This is a genomic window from Streptomyces spinosus (genome assembly GCF_020400655.1).
Taxonomy (GTDB): domain Bacteria; phylum Actinomycetota; class Actinomycetes; order Streptomycetales; family Streptomycetaceae; genus Streptomyces; species Streptomyces argyrophylli.
The window spans coordinates 15,592-29,786 of sequence record NZ_JAINRC010000021.1; the positions used below are offsets into that span (position 1 = coordinate 15,592).

11 protein-coding genes and 1 pseudogene are annotated in these 14,195 nt (G+C 69.8%); 10 read left to right on the top strand and 2 right to left on the bottom strand.

Annotated elements, in window-relative coordinates:
* The first annotated feature begins 846 nt into the window (after positions 1-846).
* On the top strand, positions 847-2,178 hold the full coding sequence (locus LG395_RS33295; RefSeq protein ID WP_263983362.1) for a hypothetical protein: 1,332 nt from the start codon (positions 847-849) through the stop codon (positions 2,176-2,178).
* Between the two features lie 406 nt (positions 2,179-2,584).
* Here LG395_RS33295 and LG395_RS33300 read toward each other — a convergent pair.
* Positions 2,585-3,122: pseudogene (locus tag LG395_RS33300) on the bottom strand (lamin tail domain-containing protein).
* A gap of 401 nt (positions 3,123-3,523) precedes the next feature.
* Between LG395_RS33300 and LG395_RS33305 the strand changes: the two are divergent.
* The 5 genes from LG395_RS33305 (at position 3,524) to LG395_RS33325 (ending at position 8,033) form a co-directional block, all read left to right on the top strand.
* Entirely contained in the window at positions 3,524-5,272 is a 1,749-nt protein-coding gene (locus LG395_RS33305) for a sensor histidine kinase (RefSeq protein ID WP_263983346.1), read from the top strand.
* 119 nt (positions 5,273-5,391) lie between these two features.
* Positions 5,392-5,811 (top strand): roadblock/LC7 domain-containing protein, encoded by a 420-nt coding sequence (locus tag LG395_RS33310; RefSeq protein WP_225812336.1) that lies wholly within the window; start codon positions 5,392-5,394, stop codon positions 5,809-5,811.
* Positions 5,808-6,164 (top strand): DUF742 domain-containing protein, encoded by a 357-nt coding sequence (locus LG395_RS33315; protein ID WP_171159415.1) that lies wholly within the window; start codon positions 5,808-5,810, stop codon positions 6,162-6,164. Before LG395_RS33310 ends, LG395_RS33315 begins: the two co-directional genes overlap by 4 nt.
* Positions 6,145-6,762 (top strand): GTP-binding protein, encoded by a 618-nt coding sequence (locus LG395_RS33320; RefSeq protein WP_171159414.1) that lies wholly within the window; start codon positions 6,145-6,147, stop codon positions 6,760-6,762. The genes LG395_RS33315 and LG395_RS33320 overlap by 20 nt, the downstream gene beginning before the upstream one ends.
* Positions 6,759-8,033, top strand: a complete 1,275-nt coding sequence (locus LG395_RS33325; protein ID WP_225812337.1) for a cytochrome P450 — start codon at positions 6,759-6,761, stop codon at positions 8,031-8,033. Before LG395_RS33320 ends, LG395_RS33325 begins: the two co-directional genes overlap by 4 nt.
* A gap of 51 nt (positions 8,034-8,084) precedes the next feature.
* On the opposite strand, the gene LG395_RS33330 is transcribed toward LG395_RS33325, so the two are convergent.
* A complete protein-coding gene (locus tag LG395_RS33330) occupies positions 8,085-9,311 on the bottom strand; it encodes a cytochrome P450 (protein ID WP_225812338.1) in 1,227 nt (408 codons plus the stop codon).
* A 678-nt stretch (positions 9,312-9,989) separates the two neighbouring features.
* On the opposite strand from LG395_RS33330, the gene LG395_RS33335 reads away from it, so the two are divergent.
* The 4 genes from LG395_RS33335 (at position 9,990) to LG395_RS33350 (ending at position 14,114) form a co-directional block, all read left to right on the top strand.
* Positions 9,990-11,606, top strand: a complete 1,617-nt coding sequence (locus tag LG395_RS33335; RefSeq protein WP_225812339.1) for a flavin monoamine oxidase family protein — start codon at positions 9,990-9,992, stop codon at positions 11,604-11,606.
* Between the two features lie 332 nt (positions 11,607-11,938).
* A complete protein-coding gene (locus LG395_RS33340) occupies positions 11,939-13,003 on the top strand; it encodes an aromatic ring-hydroxylating dioxygenase subunit alpha (protein WP_225812340.1) in 1,065 nt (354 codons plus the stop codon).
* Entirely contained in the window at positions 13,000-13,182 is a 183-nt protein-coding gene (locus LG395_RS33345) for a hypothetical protein (protein ID WP_225812341.1), read from the top strand. Before LG395_RS33340 ends, LG395_RS33345 begins: the two co-directional genes overlap by 4 nt.
* Positions 13,179-14,114 carry a PDR/VanB family oxidoreductase gene (locus LG395_RS33350; RefSeq protein ID WP_225812342.1) on the top strand — a complete coding sequence of 312 codons (936 nt, stop codon included), beginning with the start codon at positions 13,179-13,181 and terminating at the stop codon, positions 14,112-14,114. The genes LG395_RS33345 and LG395_RS33350 overlap by 4 nt, the downstream gene beginning before the upstream one ends.
* Positions 14,115-14,195 lie beyond the last annotated feature (81 nt).

Sequence of the window (14,195 nt, forward strand, 5' to 3'; positions counted from 1 at the left end):
CGCTGCCGACGGCGGTGTGCTGCCTGTAACCAAGGCGGAGCGACGATCGTGGACTGGGGAGGAGGGGAAGTCTGCGCGGGTCGTGCTTCTCGGCGAGCAGCACACAGGTCAGGGTGGCCCAGCGGCGCGGCCGCCGCGGCGTGGAAGCCGTGCCCGCAGCCCTGGCAGCAGGCACGGCGCTGCTCATCGCGCGGCCCGCGGCACGCAGCGGACCGCGTCAGGCGCGCCGAACACGTCGTACGGTCCCAGGTGCTGGGTCAGCCGCTCCGGCACACCGTCGGCTGTTCGTCAGTGCTGCGTCGCTCCGCTTGGTGCACACTCCGTACCGATCGTGCCAGCCGGCCAGTAGGGCGAGGCGTTCAGCAGGGGGCGAGTCCGGCTCGACGGTGGATAACTCAGGGTCTGTTCAGGGTCGTCGACGGGGATGAATGCCTCATAGCCGAGAACGAGGTCGCCGAGAACGAGGTCGCCGAGGACGGGGGGCGCAGACGCTTGGTTCCGTGGGTGCGCTGATTGTTGCGGCTGCGGGTCGGCAGGGCCTCGAAATCCGTGTAGAGGGCGCGGGCGAGGTGGTTGCCGGCAAGGATGTCCATGCGTCGGCGTAACCGCGGAACGCGTGCGCGTGCCGCTGGTCCACCACGACGGGGGTTCCCGCTCGCGGTGCCTGCGACCGGACAAGCTCTACGGACGAACACTATGAACACAACCGATCGCGGCATGGTCCTCCCGCGCGGCTCGTTCCTAGCATCACTGCGCGCGGCGCGACGAGGCGCCGTCGAAAGCTAGGAGCAGACCTTGACCAGGCGAAACCCAGCACCACGGCCCCGCAGAGGACTACGCGCTGCCCTGGCCGCGGGCGCAGCGGGAATCATCGTCACGCCGCTCACCGGGGCGGCGCCCGCCGTGGCGAGCGCGGACCGCCCTGCGGTGGTGGCCTGTCCGGCCGACGTTGCCGTGAAGACCACCTGCTACACAGGGCAAGACGCGAACGGTGCCTACTACGCGATCGCCGTCCCGAAGAACTGGAATGGCTCCCTCGTTGTACACGCGCACGGCGGCCCCGACCTGGGCGACGGTTCCGACCCCGCCCGCAGCCTGGACGACCTCAGCCGCTGGTCCGTCATGCTCGACGAGGGCTACGCCTGGGCGGGCTCGTCGTACCGCCGCGGCGGCTACGGCACCCGGATGGGTGCGATCGACACCGAGAACGTGCGGCGCCTGTTCGTCAGCGAGTTCGGCACCCCGAAGCGGACATACATCCACGGACAGTCGTGGGGTGGGGACGTCGCCGCCAAGGCCGTCGAGATGTACGGCAGGAAGAACGGGCCGTACGACGGTGCCTTGCTCACCAGCGGTGTCCTGGGCGGTGGTTCGCGCGGCTACGACTACCGGGTCGACCTGCGCGTGGTCTATCAGTACTACTGCCAGAACCATCCCCGGCCCACGGAGCCGCAGTACCCGCTATGGGAAGGGCTACGCCCCGACTCCACGATGACGACTACCGGACTGCGCGCCCGGCTCCAGGAGTGCACCGGCTATTCCTCAGCGCCCGCGGACCGCACCGCGCTCCAGCAGCGGAACCTGGACGACATTCTCGCCGTCACGAAGATCCCGGAGCGCACACTGGAGTCCCATCTGCGCTTCGCCACCTTTACGTTCCGAGACATCGTGTCCACACGACTAGGAGGCCGCAACCCGTTCTCCAACAAGGGCGTGTGGTACTCCGGTTCACATGACGACAAGGCCTTGAATGCGGGCGTCGAGCGTTTCTCCGCCGATCCGACCGCTGTGCGCGATCTGTCGTACGACAGTGATCTGACCGGCAAGGTCGACATCCCGGTATTGACCATGCACGCAATCGACGACCCGACGGCGTTCGTGGAGCATGAGGCGGCGTACCGGGCCACGCTGCAGGGTGCCCACCGCGACCGGTACCTGGTGCAGGCATTCACCGACGAGCACGAGCACAGTCAGCTCAGCGACTCGGAGTACGCCAACTCGATCTTCGCGCTTGACCGTTGGGTGCGCACAGGAAGGAAGCCGACGCCGGCGTCCCTCGCCTCGTCGTGCGCGTGCGCCGCGCACGGCGCTACACGAGCCGAGCCGGTCGGCGAGGCCGCCGGGGCGGACGGCCCGGTCGCGCGCGCCAAGAGCCGACGGTCCCGGGGCCGGGGATAGCAGGCCGAGCGACGCGAGGCGGGCGGGACGGCCGGAGCGCCCCGCATCCCGCGCATCCCGCGCAGCCTGCGCGGACGGGACCGGACCCACGGTCTGGGCGTATTCGGCTGACGAAACAGCCTCACGTGATCAGGCCACCCGTTCGGCTCCGTGAGCGTGTGCCGGCGAGGGGGAACTCCGGTGTGCGCGTTGTTCATGCCCTCCGGGCAGGGGCGTCCCGACCGGCCCCGAGTCCGGTCACAACGCCCCAACGCCGCTGCCGGGGGGGGCCGCGCGGTAAGCCTGTTGAGCAGCCGCACGGTATGGCGGCTGCCCGCCGCTCAGCCCGCCGCCATGCGCATCACGGGAGGTGGGCCGCCCCCGCACGAGACAACCCACCCCCGGCGTCATCTACCGCCGCGCGAGGTCAGTCGCGGTGTCCGTCGCGGTGGTCACCGCCGGGACGCCAGCCGTCACCCCGGTGGCCGCTGCCGCGGTGCCGGTCCTCGCCGTGGCGGTCGCGGTCGTAGCCCCAGGAGACCTCGTCGAGGAACCGGTCGCGGGGCGTTGCGCAGGGTCGCGGTGTCGGAGCGGTTGTCCCACACGTACGCCCGCGGGTCCTGCTACATGTCCGACCTGGTGTCGCGGCCGATGCCGGTGCGGACGCGGACGGTGGCGCGGCCGTTCATCCGGTAGTGGCCGAAGGTGTAGGTGTGGCCGTCCTCGACGGAGAGGGCCCAGCCGTCCAGGTTCACCGCCCGCCGCGAGTCGTCGCGGATCTGCGTGTGGGCCGGCGGGACGGTGGTGAGGGCGAGGCGCGCCACCTGTCGTTCCTGCACGCAGCCAGCCGTCCCCGGCGCAACAAGATGGGACCGACGTATCCGCTGGGCTGCGAGAGCGCTGCCCGGCGTGGTGGCAGGTTCCGTACACGGGCCGCCCCGGGCGGAGCCGGCTGTCGTGATCACGGGTCGCTTCGTCGGGACTGAGGTGATCCTCCCCGGCCGAACACTCCCCAGACGAGGGGTGATTGGCGAGAACTGTACGCTTCTGCTTCTGACGTGGCGGCGCACGGCGTGAGGAACCGGATATCAAGTGCACGCATGTCCGTCTTCGCCCCCGCTGCAGGGCAGCCTCGCGAGCGGCAACCTTCCTAACGCGAACGGGTGTTGTGGTGATTATTTTCCGACGAAGTGAAATCTTGGGGGGGTGAACGCAGCGGCCGGTCATCCGCGCTCCGCTCGGTGACTAGCATGAGCGGCGATCAACAACCGGAAGGGCGCGTCCTTCGACCGGCCGCCCTTCCACGGCATCGGTGATGCTCAATCGTCCACACAGCCCCCGTATGCACGGACCGAGGGACCGCGGAATGCCTATACCAGCTCGCTCCCGCCAGCGCCGAGGCGCCGGTGGGGCGGCGCCTGCCTCACCGTACGCGCCGCTCGTAATCCTGGCCGTCACCGCCGCCGGCGCCGCCACCGCGGCCGTTCTCGCCCCCGAGGACGGCCGACGCTGGGTGTGTGGCGCGGTGGTCGTCGCCTGGATCTGCATCGCGGGGGTGGTCGGCCGGGCCTCGGTCCTGGTTCGCCGGGCTCACCGACGCGCCGCCGAGCAGGGCAACGAACTGGAGCTCGCCAGGAACGCGTGGCGGCACCAGTCCGCCGAAACGTCCCGGCTCGTCGACGTGATCCTGCCGGACGTCCTCGCGCCAGTACGCAACGGCACCGGCGTCGAAGAGGCGTTGTCGACGGTCACCCTCCCGTCCGACCCCCACCTGCAACGGTTGCTGCGCGTTGTGGCCACCGAGCTGGCCACGTCGGTCGGACGCGCTCTCGAGGCGGAGTCCCGACTCGAACATGTGCGTGCCCAGCTGGAACGGGACACGGCCGAGCTGAGGCGTGCAGCCGAGGAAACGTTCCCCGCTGCCATCGCCCTGCTGCGGGAAGGAAGCTCCGCCGACACGGTGCTCGCCAGGTTCGACTGGCCGCAGAACGTACTGCTGCGGTCGTCGGCCGAGCGCTTCGTACGCGAACTGGCCTACAGCGAGCGGCGTTCCGCCGCCGCGCAGGCCGCGTCCGCCAAGGCCCTCAGCCGGGTCCAGGCCAAGACCGTCAGCATGCTCGCCGATCTGCGCGAGATGCAGGAGCGGCACGGCGAGGAGGTCTTCGGCGACCTGCTGCGTCTGGACCACAGCACATCCCAGCTGGGTCTGATGACCGACCGGCTCGCCCTGTTGATGGGCGGTCGCTCCAGCCGCGTATGGAACAAGCCCATCGTCATGGAGAGCATCCTGCGGGGTGCCGTCGGCAGGATCGCCGCCTACCGGCGTGTGCGTCTTCATTCCTCCAGCAGGGCCGCGATCAGCGGCTTCGCGGCAGAGGGCGTCATGCACCTGCTGGCCGAACTCATGGACAACGCCGCGAACTTCTCCCCTCCCATCGACGAGGTCCACGTCTACGTGGAGGAACGCAGCGCGGGCCTCGTGGTCACCATCGAGGACAGCGGCCTGAAGATGTCCGACGCGGCCATGCGGCGAGCGGTGGAGTCTGTTTCCGGCCGCGTCACCGACCTCGCCTCGCTGCAAGGCACCCGGCTGGGTCTGGGCGTGGTGGGGCGACTCGCCGTCAAGTACGGCATCAGCGTCAGTTACCGGCCCTCCTCGCGCGGCGGCACGGGCGTCGTCGTCCTGATTCCGCCGCAGCTGGTCGCCCAGCGGCTCGAGCCGGTCCCGACCGAGCGGCCGCGGCGGGCCGTACCGGCACCGCACGCGCCCGCGGGACCCGCCGACGAGCCGCGGCTGACACGCCGAGAACCGGCCGCACGGACCGCGCCGCTGCCGGCCTCCCCCGCCCCGGCCTCGTCCACGTCGGATGTGTCCGCCGGACATGGTGGGGCAACCGCCAACGGACTGCCCGTCCGGGCCCCGGGCCGCGCCATGGCCGAGGCCGAACGCACCCGGCGCAAGCCGGCCGCTCAGACACCCGCCGACCCGCCCGGGTCCGGTCCCGCCCTCGACGCGGGAAGCCGGTTCGGGGCCTTCCACCGCGGTCGGCGCCGCGCCGAGGGCGCCTCGGCCGACGGGAACACGCACGACGTTACGCCCGACGCTGAGGGCTGAGTCCCTTTCGTCAGCGAGCTTCCCCCGACTGATTGACCCTACTTCTCGCCGCACTTCGCTGGATTGGAGGCACAGGGGCTGCTGGTGACCTCACCGGTCAGCAGCAGCCCCCACCCATCATGGAGACCACCGACAACAGCCTCACCTGGCTCCTGAAGAACCTGCTGGAACGCACACCCGGCACGCGCCACGCCCTCGTGCTGTCCCGCGACGGTCTGAAACTGTGCTGGACGGAACACATGACCGTCGACCAGGCCGACCAACTGGCCGCCATCTGTTCCGGCATGCAGGCGCTGTCCCAGGGCGCCTCCGTCGAGTTCGGTGACGGATCGGGCGGTGTCCGGCACTCGATGACCGCGTTCCACGGTGGCCTTCTGTTCATCGTGGAGGCGGGCGAGGGCGCGCACCTCGCAGTCGTCGCCCAGGAGAGCGCGGACCCCGGTGTCGTCGGCCACCAGATGACCGAAATGGTCGAGCAGATCGGGGACCACCTGCGGGCCGAGCCCCGCACGCCCGTCGACCGGGGCGCCCCGGCGTGATGCGTAAACCCGTGGACCTCGGCGACCCCGACCGGCTGTACATGGTCACGGGTGGCCGGAGTGAAGCCGATGCGTCCCTCGACCTGGTGACACTGATCGTCAGCGAGTGCGAGCCCTCCCCCGGCATGCAGTCGGAGCACGTCCGCATCCTGGAACTGTGCCGGCATCCCACCGCGGTGGTGGAGATCGCCGCCGAGCTGAAACTCCCCATCACCGTGGTGCGCATCCTGCTCGGCGACCTGTGCGCCCTGGGCAAGGTCAGCGCCCGCCACCCGCGCGCGGCCGCGTCCGTCGCGGGCCTTCCAGAAACCGCCCTGCTCCAGGAGGTGCTCCATGGGCTCCACAACCTCTGAGCTGCCCTCCCAGCGCACACCGCTGACCGCCGCCGCCGAGACCGGTCTGAAGATCGTCGTCGTGGGCGGCTTCGGGGTCGGCAAGACCACCCTCGTGCGTTCGGTCAGCGAGATCCGGCCCCTGAACACCGAGGAGGTCATGACCCAGGCGGGAGCGGGCATCGACGAGACAGCCGGGGTGGAACGCAAGACCACCACGACCGTCGCCTTCGACTTCGGCCGCATCAGCCTCAACGACCGCATGGTGCTCTACCTGTTCGGCGCGCCCGGCCAGGAGCGCTTCTGGTTCCTCTGGGACCGCCTGTTCGCCGGCACCCTCGGCGCGGTGGTCCTGGTCGACACCCGTCGCATGGAGGACTGCTGGTACGCCATTGACCGGCTCGAGCACCACGGCACACCGTTCGTGGTGGCGGTCAACCGTTTCGACGGCGACGAGAAGCGGTTCTCCCTCGACGAGGTCCGTCAGGCACTCGCGCTGGGCGAGCACGTGCCCATGATCGAGTGCGACGCCCGCGTCAGGGCGTCGGGCAAGGAGGTCCTCATCGCTCTGGTGGACCACCTGTACACACGTGCACTGGCCAAGGAGAGCACTGCGTGAGCGACACGACCGGTTTCCCGTCCACGGACGCCCCTCCCCCGGGCTGCCCCGCGCACGGCTCCGCCGTACACCTGGCCGGGCTGGAGTACCAGCAGACGCCTTCGCAGCTGTACCGCACCCTGCGCAGGGAGCACGGGGCGGTCGCGCCGGTGCTGCTCGACGGCGGCATCCCGGCCTGGCTGGTGCTCGGTTACCCCGAGGTCTGCTATGTGACGGCCCATGACGAGCTGTTCGCGCGGGACTCCCGCCGCTGGAACCAGTGGGAGCACATTCCACCGGACTGGCCGTTGCTGCCGTACGTCGGGTACCAGCCGTCGGTGCTGTTCACCGAGGGCGCCGAGCACCAGCGCCGGGCGGGTGTGATCACCCAGGCTCTGGAGGGGGTGGACCAGTTCGAGCTGGCCCGGGAGTGTCAGCTGATCGCCGCGCGGCTGATCTCCTCCTTCTCCGGCAGTGGCCGGGCGGAACTGATGAGCATGTACGCGCATGCGCTGCCCGCCCGTGGCGTGCTGTGGATGTGCGGCATGCCGACGGAGGACACCGACACCGAGCGCCTCGTCGACGACCTGCGTATCTCCCTGGACGCAGGCGAGGGCGACGACCCGGTGGCCGCGTACACGCGCGTCGGTGAACGCATCATGCGGCTGGTGAAGGAGAAACGCGAGCGTCCCGGCCCCGACGTCACCTCGCGCATGCTGCTCCACCCCGCCGAGCTCAGCGACGAGGAGATCGTGCAGGACCTGATCTCCGTCATCGCCGCCGCGCAGCAGCCGACCGCGAACTGGATCTGCAACACGCTGCGTCTGCTGCTGACCGACGAGCGTTTCGCGGTCAACGTCGCCGGCGGCCGGGTCAGCGTCGGAGAGGCACTGAACGAGGTCCTTTGGCTGGACACACCCACCCAGAACTTCATCGGCCGCTGGGCCGTGCGCGACACGCAGCTGGGCGGGCGACACATCCGGGAAGGGGACTGCCTCGTGCTCGGCCTGGCGGCGGCCAACACCGACCCGCAGATCTGGCCGGACCCGCAGGCCGGCTCCGGGAACTCGGCGCACCTCTCCTTCAGCAACGGAGAGCACCGCTGTCCGTACCCCGCGCCGCTGCTGGCGGACGTCATGGCCCGCACAGCGGTGGAGACCCTGCTCGAACACCTCCCCGACCTCGTGCTGGCGGTGGAGCCCGAGGAACTGACCTGGCGTCCCTCGATCTGGATGCGTGGCCTGACGTCGCTGCCCGTGGAGTTCACCCCGGCCGTGAACCAGCCTCTGTGAACCAGCCCTCCGCGCACCGGGCGGGACCCGGGCGCGGAGGAAGCCACTCCGTCAGGCCGTGACCGGTGTGAAGCGCACGGGCAGCGTCTTCGGGCCCCGGGTGAAGACGCCCTGTTCAACGAGATCGTGCCCGTCCGCGAGGCGCAGGTCGGGCATGGCGTCCAGCAACTGGTTCAGGCCCACCTCGACCTCCGCCTTGGCCAGGAGCGCGCCCACGCAGAAGTGCCGGCCGAGCGCGAAGGCGAGGTGGCCGGCAGCTGCCGAGAAGGCCGAGGTCGTGGCGAGGTCGTCACGGAAGATGTCAAACCGGTCGGGGTCGCGGTAGCGCCGTTCATCCCTGTTCGCGGCGCCGATGAGACAGGTCACCGTGGCGCCCGCCGGTATGGTGCCACCGGTGACCTCCACGTCGGTCGCCGACTGCCGCATGATCATCTGGACTGGTGGTGTGTAGCGGAGGGTCTCCGCGAAGGCGGCGGGTATCAGGCTCCGGTCCGCACGGACGGCCGCGAGCTGGTCAGGATGGCTCAGGAGGTTCGCCAGGATGCCGGCGATCGCCTTGTCGGTGGTCTCACCGCCCGCCGCGAGCAGCAGGCTGCAGAAGGCCTTGATGTCCTCGTCGCTCATGCGCACCCCGTCCACCTCCGCGGCGCACAGGGTGGACAGCAGGTCGTCGCCCGGGTCGGCACGCCGTTCGCGGATGACCGGAAGCATGTACTCGGCGAACTCCACGCGGGTGCGCTCACCGGCGGCGGTGACCTCCGGGTCCCCCGAGAGGTTGCCGAGGAAGGCGATGACGGCCGTGTACCAGCCGTGGAACCGCGCGTGATCGGCCTTGTCCAGGCCCAGCATGTCCGCGATGACGTTGACCGGGAAGCGGGTCGCGTAGTCGTTGACGATGTCGGCGGAGCCGGTGTGCCGGAAGGCGTCAATGAGTTCGCGGGAGTTGCGCTCGATGACCGGCAGGAACTTCTGCTGCAGGTCGCTGCCGCGGAACGCGGGGGCGACGAGGGCCCTGCGCACGGCGTGTTCTCGGCCACTGAGCTGCAGGATCGTCTTGCCGTGGACCGGTTCGAGCTGCCAGTTGTAGTTGTCTGTGGTGAACTCCGCCGCCTTGTCCTTGAAGACACGTTCGACGTCCTCATAGCGGGAGATGATGTAGCTCTGGGTGGCCTCATGCCAGATCAGGGGTTCTTTCTCCCGCATCACCGCATAGGCCGGATAGGGGTTCGCGGCGAACTCGGGCGACAGGATGTCCGGGAGGTGGTGGGCAGCGGACACGGGGCTCCTCAAGTCAGATGTGTGACCATCACCGCAAGGTTATGGATCTTTCGGCTCGTCAAAAAGATCTGCTGGGCCGGAAGTTGCTGTCACCTGACCGCGCTAGCTCCCGGCAGTGCCACACAACGGCGAGTCCTCGCCCGCCACACAGCGCCCAGGTCGTCTCGTCCGGTTCCTCCGCCGGATTCGGATCCCAATCAGCCCGGCGCGGATCGCGGCGGTCCAGGCCTCCTCCAGTGGGTTGGCGACGGTCGTCCTCTGACTGTCACAGGTCGGCTTCTGGCCGCCGACGGTCTCGAACCCGTACAGATTCTGCGCACTGATGACCATCCGCACGAGGGCGAGGGCTTGCGGCGACTGCCGACGACCCGCTCCCCCGAACCTGCAGTGGCTGCTGCGCACGGCCACGGACGCCGGGTCCCCTGCGCCGCAGGCGCGGGCGGCTGGTTCAGGTCGCTGAGGTACCGGTCGCCGTCGCAGCCCTGGGGCGACTGCCTGGTCACCGGGCCACCGGACCCGTTGGCCTCACAGCCGTTCGGGGGTGCCTTCGGCCCCGCGCGTCGATGTCTCATCGGCCCTGCGCCCACAGAAACGTGCGGGATACACGAATGCGTCGTACGCCGTAACGGTCCATTGGCACGCTTCCCCAGTCGTTCAAGATCGGAAGGGGAGCCCTCCATGGCAGAGCCTCAAGTCGGGACGGGAACAAGCCGACGCGCGTTCCTGCGCAGTGTGGGTGTGACCGGCGGTGCCGGCGCCATGTTCGCCACGATGGGGGCGCTCGGCCTCGCCCCCACCGCCGCCTACGCAGCGGAGAAGGAAGCACCGTTCCGCGCGCCCAGGCACGGCGACTTCACTCTCCAAGGCCGTAAGGGCAGGCCCGCCAAGGTCGTCGTCATCGGCGGCGGCATCGCCGGTCTTACCTCCGCCTACGAACTCGGCAAGGCCGGCTACGACTGTACGGTCCTCGAAGCACGCGATCGCGTCGGTGGCCGCAACCTCACCGTCCGCGGCGGCGACCGGCTGACCGACATCAACGGTGTCAGCCAGACCGCGGGATTCAGCAAGGGCCAGTACATGAACGCCGGCCCCGCACGCCTCGCCCAGTGGATGGTCACCCTCGACTACTGCCGCGAGCTGGGCGTACCCATCGAGGTCTTCACCAACACCAATGCCGGCGCGCTCATCTACAACGAGACCACCGGCATGAAGGCCCCGGTCCAGTACCGCACCGCCAAGGCCGACGTCTACGGCTACGTCTCCGAGTTGCTGTCCAAGGCCACCAACTCAGGCGCTCTCGACGCCGAGTTGACTGCGGAGGACAAGGAACGGCTGCTCACCTTCCTCAAGAGCTACGGCTCGCTCGGCTCCGACTACACGTACACAGGGACCGAACACCGCGGCTTCAATGTCGACCCGGGCGCCGCCGGCGCCCCCGGTGAGAAACTCGGCGACGTACCTTCCCTCTCCGATGTGTTCGCCTCCAACGTGGGCCGCTACTTCTCCTTCGAGTTCGGCTACGACCAGGCGATGCTGATGTTCCAGCCCGTCGGCGGCATGGACCGGATACCGATGGCGTTCGCCCGCGCCATAGGTGAGGAGAAGATCCGCACCAGCGCACCCGTCACCGACATCAAGAACACCACCGACGGCGTGCAGATCACCTACACCCAAAACGGCCGTACCCGCACCATCACGGCGGACTACTGCATCGCCACCCTCGCCCCGCACATCCTGGCCAAGACCTCGCACAACCTCGGCACCGCCGTGCAGACCGCCCTGCGGGCGGTGAAACCGTCCTACGCCTCCAAGATCGGCCTCGAGTACAAGAGCCGCTGGTGGGAGAGGGATTTCAGGATCTTCGGCGGCATCACCGAGACCGACCTGGACCTCGATCACATCTGGTACCCCTCCTACGGGCACCTTGGCGAGCGCGGCCTGATCATCGGCTACTACAACACGGGCGCCCACTCCGACGTGTACTCGGCCCTGACCCCAGCCCAACGCCTGGAACGCGCCCTTGACCAGGGCGTCAAGATCCACGGCGGCAAGTACCGCAGCGAACTCGCCGCGTCCTACTCCCACCAGTGGAAGCTCATCCCCTACCTGGAAGGCGCCTGGCACTCCATGCCCGGCGGCCCCGACGCACCGGCGTACGCGCCGCTCAACACGGCCCAGGGGCACGTGTACTTCGCCGGTGACTACCTCAGCTATCTGGACGCCTGGCAGCACGGCGCGATCTCCTCTGCCCGCAAGGTCGTCACCGAGCTGCACCAGCGCGTGCTCGCCTCCTGATGCGCCCTCGCGGGCACACATGTTCACCACATGACTCCGCTCATGCTCGCTGACCCTCCATCAGGCTCGTGAAGAGGCGCGAGGGATGGGCGGGGTACCCGCCCGGGCCGGGGCGCCCGGAGCGGGTAGCGGACGGATGTGCCCGCTGCCTTGCCGTGGGCGCGGGCTGCGGGAGGGCAGCAGGGGGCCGGGGCACCGATGTCGTCACAGTACGAAGGTGAAGAGTGAGCAGGGCGTTCGTATCGCCTCTTCCGTGGGGCGGAAGCCGTGTTGCGCCCCTGTGGAGGCTCTCCCGACGATAGCGCCACCACGAGAGACGGGAGCCGACCCCCATGCCTCACATGATCGCCTTCGCCAGGAACCAGTGGTACGTCGCCGCCTACAGCCACGAGGTGGGGCGCGAGTTGCTCGGCCGGACGATCCTCGGCGAGCCGCTCGTCTTCTACCGCACCGAGGAGGACGGCACGGCGGTCGCGCTGGCCGACCGCTGTGTCCACCGCCGCTTCCCCCTCTCGGAGAGCCGGCTCGACGGGGACCGCATCGTGTGCGGATACCACGGGTTCACCTACGACACGGCGGGTGCCTGCGTGTACGTGCCGGGGCAGAAGCGGATCCCCCGCACGGCCCGGGTCGCCTCGTACCCGGTCGTCGAGCAGGACTCCCTGGTGTGGGTGTGGATCGGCGACCCGGCGCTCGCCGACGCGGGGACCATCCCGCGGGCCCGGCACCTGGACTCCCCGGACTGGGTCACGGTGCGCGGCATGGAACCGATCGACGCCGACTACGGCCTGCTGGTGGACAACCTGCTCGACCTGTCCCACGAGACGTATCTGCACGGCGGCTACATCGGCACCCCGGAGGTCGCCGAGACGCCGATCACCACCGAGGTCGACGAGGGTGCCGGCATCGTACGGGTCAGCCGGCACATGGACGACGCCGCGTGCCCGCCCTTCTACGCCCGCTCCACCGGTATCGAGGGCCGTATCACCCGCTGGCAGGACATCGAGTACCACGCGCCCTGTCTCTACCTGCTGCACAGCCGGATCGCACCGGTCGGCGTGCTGCCCGAGCCGGACGGCGGCGACCCGAACGGCTTCCACACCGAGATCACCTATGCGATCACCCCGTCCACCGACGGCAAGGTGTACGACTTCTGGGCCGTCTCCCGGGACTTCGCGAAGGACGACGAGGCGGTCACCACGTTCCTGCGCGACTTCAACCACACGGTCGTCATGCAGGACGTCGACGCGCTCAACCTGCTGCAGAAGACACTCGGCACCGAGCGGGCCGGCTACCAGGAGCTGAGCATCAACATCGACACGGGTGGTCTCGCCGCCCGACGTATCCTCGCCCGGCTGGTCGAGGAGGGCGACAAGCCGGTGGAGAAGGTCCGGTGAGCACGCCGTCCGCCGCTGCGAGGCGCGAGGTCTACCGCATCGACTGGCTCCCGGGCACCGACGTCCTGCACGGCACCTGCCACTGCGGCGCCGAGAACACCGCCGAGGACCCGGTGCGGATGTGGGAGTGGATGCTCGCGCACCCCGAAGGACACCAGCCCGGAGGTACCACTTCATGACCGTGTACGAAGCCGAACTCGTCGTCGACCGCCGCGAGCAGGCGGCCGAGGGCGTGCTCGCCCTCACCCTGCGCCATCCGCAGGGCGAGGAGCTGCCGGCCTGGGAGCCGGGCGCCCATGTCGACGTCCTGCTCGGTCCGGGCCTTGAGCGGCAGTACTCACTGTGCGGCGATCCCGCGGACCGGCACCTGTGGCGGGTCGCCGTGCTCCGCGAGGCCGACGGGCGGGGCGGCTCGGCGTATGTCCACGAGCGGGTGCGCGAGGGCGACAAGGTACGGGTGCGGGGGCCGCGCAACCACTTCCCTCTGCAGCCCTCCCCGCGCTACCGGTTCGTCGCGGGCGGCATCGGCATCACGCCCGTCCTGCCGATGCTCGCCGCTGCCGAGGCGGCGGGCGCCGAGTGGACCCTGCTGTACGGCGGCCGCACCCGCCGCTCCATGGCGTTCACCGCGGAGCTGGAACGGTACGGGGACCGGGTCACGCTCGCCCCGCAGGACGAGACCGGGCTGCTGGACCTGGCCCCGGTACTGGACGACCTGCCCGACGGCACGCTCGTCTACTGCTGCGGTCCGGACCCGCTGCTGGACGCGGTGGGGCAGCGCTGCCCGGCCGGGACGCTGCGCGTCGAACGGTTCCGGCCCAAGGAGCAACCCGCCGGAGACGGAGGCGCCTTCGAGGTCGTCCTGAAGCGGGGCGGCCGTACGCTCACCGTCCCGCCGCGGGTGTCGATCCTCGACACCGTGCGTGCCGCGGGCGTCGAGGTGCTCTTCTCCTGCACCGAGGGCACCTGCGGCACCTGCGAGACCGACGTCCTGGAGGGCACACCGGAGCACCGGGACTCGGTCCTGACGGACGAGGAGCGGGAATCCGGCGAGACCATGATGATCTGCGTGTCGCGTTGCCGGGGCGGGCGGTTGGTGCTCGATCTGTGACGGATCCCTCTGGTCACGCCAGGCGCGCCCCCGCCTCCGGGCGTCCCGGCAGCCGCCGGTCCAGCGCGAGTGGCTGGTGCT